The 5,794-nt window shown below is 73.6% G+C and carries 2 protein-coding genes; one reads left to right on the top strand and one right to left on the bottom strand.

Going from position 1 to position 5,794, the window contains the following annotated elements; genetic code table 11:
• Window positions 1-699: 699 nt before the first annotated feature.
• On the bottom strand, window positions 700-2,496 hold the full coding sequence (locus tag AB0G13_RS33735; protein ID WP_357883461.1) for a beta-N-acetylhexosaminidase: 1,797 nt from the start codon (window positions 2,494-2,496) through the stop codon (window positions 700-702).
• Window positions 2,497-2,866: 370 nt separating this feature from the next.
• Between AB0G13_RS33735 and ppdK the strand changes: the two genes are divergently transcribed.
• A complete protein-coding gene (gene ppdK, locus AB0G13_RS33730) occupies window positions 2,867-5,602 on the top strand; it encodes a pyruvate, phosphate dikinase (protein ID WP_357883457.1) in 2,736 nt (911 codons plus the stop codon).
• Window positions 5,603-5,794 lie beyond the last annotated feature (192 nt).

Genomic DNA, 5,794 nt, shown 5'->3' with positions numbered 1-5,794 from the left:
CGGGCTTGCCCTCGGTGGGGGCGGCGACGGCGGCGGTGACGGGGCCGGCGATGGCGCCGCCGGTGAAGGCGAGCCCGGCCACGGTCAGAGCGGTCTTGCGCAGGATGTCGGTACGCATGATGGTCGGCACCTTTCGATCGGGGGTACGCGGACGCGCGCGGGGGAGCGGCGTGCCGCGGAAAAGGGGGGGAAGTCGAACGGATCGCTCCGGCGGCGGGGCCTGCTCGGGCGTCCGGGGTGTCTCAACGACCCGACCCGGCCAGCCATTCCGCCGGCCGTTCGGGCCACCGTGGCGCGGTGGAGCGGGGGAGCGCCGTGGGTATGCCATGTTCAACGACCCGGGCCGGCCCACGATTCCGCCGTCCGGGTGGTGCCGGGCACGGGACGCGGGGGACGCCGGGCGACATTCGGGCACGTACCGGACGCCGCCAAACGGACAAACCGCCAGCGACGTCGCAGGCGGCCGTCACCCGGTCGTCGGGGTGCGCATGGTGCGGCGAGCGCCCTGTCGAGCTGATGTCGTCGACAGCGGCCGGCAGCCGCCGATGCTTGCCTGGAGCGACGCGCCGGGTTGGAACCGCCTCGAACTCCCGAGACCGGGGAGGATGCGACCGCTCCGGTCGCCGGCGCCAGCCCTGCCGGAACTCCAGGCTTGCGAGCGGCAGGGCCCGGGTGCCAGACGGCCAGGGTCGGGGCGTGTCAGGCGGACGGGGCGGGCGCGGGGACCTCCTCGGGGCCGGGCCGGGTGAGGGCCGCCTCGTGCGATCCGGCGGGTGCCGGTGGCTCGGGCTGGGCGGGGATCGCTGCCTTCGGCGCGGCGGGGGCCGGTGGCTCCGTGGGCCAGGGGATCTCCGGCGAGCGGTGGAAGGCGACGCCGGCCGCGACCCAGCGCGGGCCGTGCCCGGCCAGCCGGTCGCGGAACCCGGCCCAGTCGTGCGTCGCGCGGGGTGACCAGCCCAACTCGGCGATCGCGGGCAGGCGCGGGAAGAGCATGAACTCGACCTCGGCCAGGCAGGTGACCGACTCGGTCCACAGCGGCGCCTCCACCCCGAGCACCGCGTCGGCCGGCACGCCGGTCACGTGGGCGCCGGGGTCCCAGTCGTACGACCGCCGCACGTCGATCAGGCCGGCCCAGTCGTGCCCGATGGGGGTCTCCAGGGCGTACTTCATGTCGAGGTAGGCGTGGTTGCCAGGGGAGAGGATGAGCCGCGCCCCCCGCTGGACGGCGTCCGCCGTGACCGGGTCCCCGACCTCGGTGCCCCACCACTGGAGCACCCGCCCCTCGGCGTGCGCCGCGGGCGCGATCTGGTGCCAACCCACCACCGTCTTGCCGGTCCCGGCGACGATGCGCTGGGTCCGCTCGACGAAGGCCGCGTACGCGTCGGGGCGCACCTTGAACGCCTCGTCACCCCCGATGTGCAGCCACGGCCCGGGGGTGAGCGCCGCGATCTCGCCCAGCACGTCGGCGACGAACTCGTACGTCCGCTCGCTGGCGGGGTCGACGTAGCTGAAGCCGACCTCGGTGCCGGTGTACGGCGGCGGCGCGACGCCGTCCGGGGCCAGTTCGCCGTACGCGATCAGCGCCGCGTGGGTGTGCCCCGGCAGGTCGATCTCCGGCACCACGGTGACGTGCCGCTCGGCGGCGTAGGCCACGATCCGCCGGTAGTCGTCGCGGCTGTAGTGCCCGCCCGGACCGTCACCCACCTCGCCCGCCCCGCCGACCTCGGCCAGCCGGGGCCAGGAGTCGACCGCGATCCGCCACCCCTGGTCGTCGGTGAGGTGCAGGTGCAGGTGGTTGAGCTTGTAGCGGGCCAGGTGGTCGATCACCCGCAGCACGTCCGGTACGCCGAAGAAGTGCCGGGCCACGTCGAGCATCGCCCCCCGGTAGGGGAACCGGGGCCGGTCGGTGATCGACCCGCCGGGCAGCGTCCAGCGCTCGGCGACCGGCGTCGGGCTCTCGATGGCGGCGGGCAGGAGCTGCCGCACCGTCTGCGCGCCGAAGAAGAGCCCGGCCGGGGTGGCGGCCTCGATCCGTACCCCGTCGGGCGTCACGTCGAGCCGGTAGCCCTCCGCGCCGAGGTCGTCGGAGTCGACCAGCACCAGCGTGATGCCGCCGGCCGGCTCCCGCCGGGTGGCGTCGGTCACCGGCAGCGGATAGCCGGTGGCCGGTCGGAGCAGGGCGGCGAGCTGCCCGGCGACGGCGCGGGCGGCGTCGTCGGCGCCCACCCGGATCACCGCGTCGGGGGTGAGGACGAAGTCGACGCCCGGGACCGGCGCGACCCGCTCCGGGGCGGGCACGACGTCACCCAGGCTGGGCCGGGCGGCCGGGGCGGGCGGGTCGTCGGGGGTCCGGGCCGGCGGAGCGGGCAGGTCGTCGCCGAGTTCGGGTGCTGGGGCGAGCACGACCTCGGCGGCCCGGGTCGCGGCCCGGGCCAGCTCGGCGGCGGCCGGTTCGTGGACCGGCAGGTCGAGCTGCCCGGTCGTCCGCTCGTCCACCCCGGCGCGGGACGGGTCGGGCGGCTCCGGGGCGGCGGTGGGAACGGCTGGCACGGCGTCAGCTCCAGGGGGTGTATTTGCGGTGGTTATGGCAAAGATGAGGTTCACCGAAAAGCGTGCGGTCAAGAGTACGTAGGGCGGAGCGGGAAATGCGTGATCGTGCGCGTGGAAGCGTTCCCAAAAACCGGTACGAACGCGGATAGTCGTGATAGCTGTGCCTATTGTCACCGAACGGTCCCAGGCCACGCGATGTTCGCTTAGCCTTCGCCCACCGGCCGGCTTGGCACCGGGATTGCCGGTGGTCCATCCCGGGGTAATGAGCAACTGAACCTTCGTTAAGTGTCGGACCGGCGCGCGTGGGAGGGCTCTGGTGGCAACGCAAGAGACGGTGGAACACAAGTACGTCTACGCCTTCGCCGAGGGCAACAAGGACCTCAAGGACCTGCTCGGCGGCAAGGGGGCCAATCTGGCCGAGATGACCAATCTCGGTCTGCCGGTCCCACCGGGCTTCACGATCACCACGGAGGCCTGCAAGGCGTACCTCGCCACCGGTGAGGAGCCCGACGGCCTGGCGGAGCAGATCGCCGCGCACCTCGCGTCGCTGGAGCGGGCGATGGGCAAGTGCCTCGGTGACCCGGAGGACCCGCTGCTGGTCTCCGTGCGCTCCGGCGCCAAGTTCTCCATGCCCGGCATGATGGAGACCGTCCTGAACGTCGGCCTCAACGACCGCAGCGTGCAGGGACTCGCGCGGCAGGCCGGCGGCTCGGGTGACCAGGCCCCCTCCGGCGGCGCGGACCGGTTCGCCTGGGACTCCTACCGTCGCCTGATCCAGATGTTCGGCAAGACGGTGTGCGAGGTGCCGGGCGAGGAGTTCGAGCACGCGCTCGACGACGCCAAGCGGGCCAAGGGCACCAGCAACGACCTCGACCTCGACGCCGACGACCTGCGGGGGCTGGTCGACGCGTACAAGAAGATCTTCTTCAAGCACACCGGCCGGGAGTTTCCGCAGGAGCCGCGCGAGCAGCTCGACCTGGCCATCCGGGCGGTCTTCGAGTCGTGGAACGCCGAGCGCGCGGTGCTCTACCGCCGCCAGGAGCGCATCCCGGCCGACCTGGGCACCGCCGTCAACGTGGTGGCGATGGTCTTCGGCAACCTCGGCCCGGACTCCGGCACCGGCGTCGCGTTCACCCGCGACCCCGCCAGCGGCGCCCAGGGCATCTACGGCGACTACCTGGCCAACGCCCAGGGCGAGGACGTGGTCGCGGGCATCCGCAACACCGTGCCCCTGCAGGAGCTGGAGCGGCTGGACAAGAAGTCCTACGACGAACTGCTCGGCATCATGGCCCGGCTGGAGGGCCACTACAAGGACCTCTGCGACATCGAGTTCACCATCGAGCGCGGCAAGCTCTGGATGCTCCAGACCCGCGTCGGCAAGCGCACCGCCGCCGCGGCGTTCGTCATCGCCGGGCAGCTCGTCGACGAGGGCCTGATCGACCTCGACGAGGCGCTGCACCGGGTCAACGGCGCGCAGCTCGCCCAGCTGATGTTCCCGCGGTTCCGGCTCGACCACGAGTTCAAGCCGGTGGCGAAGGGGATCGGGGCGTCGCCGGGCGCGGCGTCGGGCAAGGTGGTCTTCACCTCCGCCCGCGCGGTCGAACTGGCCGCCGAGGGGGAGTCGGTGATCCTCGTCCGGCGGGAGACCAACCCCGACGACCTCAACGGCATGATCGCCGCCCAGGGCATCCTCACCTCTCGCGGCGGCAAGACCAGCCACGCCGCCGTGGTGGCGCGGGGGATGGGCAAGACCTGCGTCTCCGGCGCCGACGAGATCGACGTCGACGTCCCGCAGCGCAGGTTCGTCGTCGGCGGGCAGACCGTCGTCGAGGGCGACGTCGTCTCCATCGACGGCACCACCGGCAAGGTCTACCTCGGCGAGGTGCCGGTCATGCCGTCGGAGGTGGTGCAGTACTTCGAGGGCAGCCTCGACCCCGAGCACGTCGACAACGCGCTGGTCCGGGCCGTGCACCGGATCATGTCGCACGCCGACGCCCGGCGGCGGCTGGCCGTACGCACGAACGCCGACACCGGCGCGGACGCCGCCCGGGCCCGGCGCTTCGGGGCGGAGGGCATCGGCCTCTGCCGCACCGAGCACATGTTCCTCGGCGACCGGCGTGAGCTGGTCGAGCGCCTGATCCTGGCCCGCGACAACGGCGAGCGGGAGGCCGCGCTGGCCGCGCTGCTGCCGTTGCAGCGCGCCGACTTCGAGGAGATCTTCCGGGAGATGGACGGGATGCCCGTCACCGTCCGGTTGATCGACCCGCCGCTGCACGAGTTCCTGCCCCCGCTGGAGCAGCTCGCGGTCAACGTGGCGGTCGCGCAGGAGCGCGGCGAGGACGTCGCCCAGGAGGAGGCGCTGCTCGCCGCCGTGCGGCGGATGCACGAGGAGAACCCGATGCTGGGCCTGCGCGGCGTCCGCCTCGGCCTGGTCATCCCCGGCCTGTTCGCCATGCAGGTGCGGGCGATCGCGGAGGCGGCGGTCACCGTCACCCGCGACGGCGCGGTGGCCAGGCCGGAGATCATGGTTCCCCTGGTCGGCGCGGTGCAGGAGCTGGAGACGGTCCGCGCCGAGGCCGAGAAGATCATCGCCGAGGTGGTCGGGGACAGCGGCGTCGAGGTGCTGATCGGCACGATGATCGAGGTGCCCCGGGCGGCGCTGACCGCCGGCCAGATCGCCGAGGCGGCGCAGTTCTTCTCCTTCGGCACCAACGACCTGACCCAGATGGGCTGGGGCTTCTCCCGCGACGACGTCGAGGGCGCGTTCTTCTGGCGGTACCTGGAGCTGGGCATCTTCGGCATCTCGCCGTTCGAGTCGATCGACCGCGACGGCGTGGGCCGGCTGGTGCGGATCGCCGCGGAGGAGGGCCGGGCGGCCCGGCCGGAGCTGAAGCTCGGCGTCTGCGGCGAGCACGGGGGTGACCCGGAGTCGGTGCACTTCTTCCACGAGGTCGGCCTGGACTACGTGTCCTGCTCGCCGTTCCGGGTGCCTGTCGCCCGGCTGGAGGCCGGCCGCGCGGCGGTGGAGACGGCCGGCTCCGACAGCCGCTGACGCGCCGGGTACGGGCAGGTCGGCGGCGGACCCGGGGGAGCGGATCCGCCGCCGCTGCCGTGCGGGCGGCCCGTGCCGGCGCGACCGCACCGTGGGTCGGGAGTCGGGCGGGGCCGGCGGCGCGCCCCCCCACGCGGGGTGGGGAGGACGGCCGGGGGCGGCCGGGGGGGGGGGGGGGGGGTAGGGAGGGGC

The sequence above is a fragment of the Micromonospora sp. NPDC023633 genome (assembly GCF_040640035.1).
Taxonomy (GTDB): domain Bacteria; phylum Actinomycetota; class Actinomycetes; order Mycobacteriales; family Micromonosporaceae; genus Micromonospora.
Note: the sequence above shows the minus strand (reverse complement) of the source record. Positions and strands in the feature narration are given on the sequence as shown.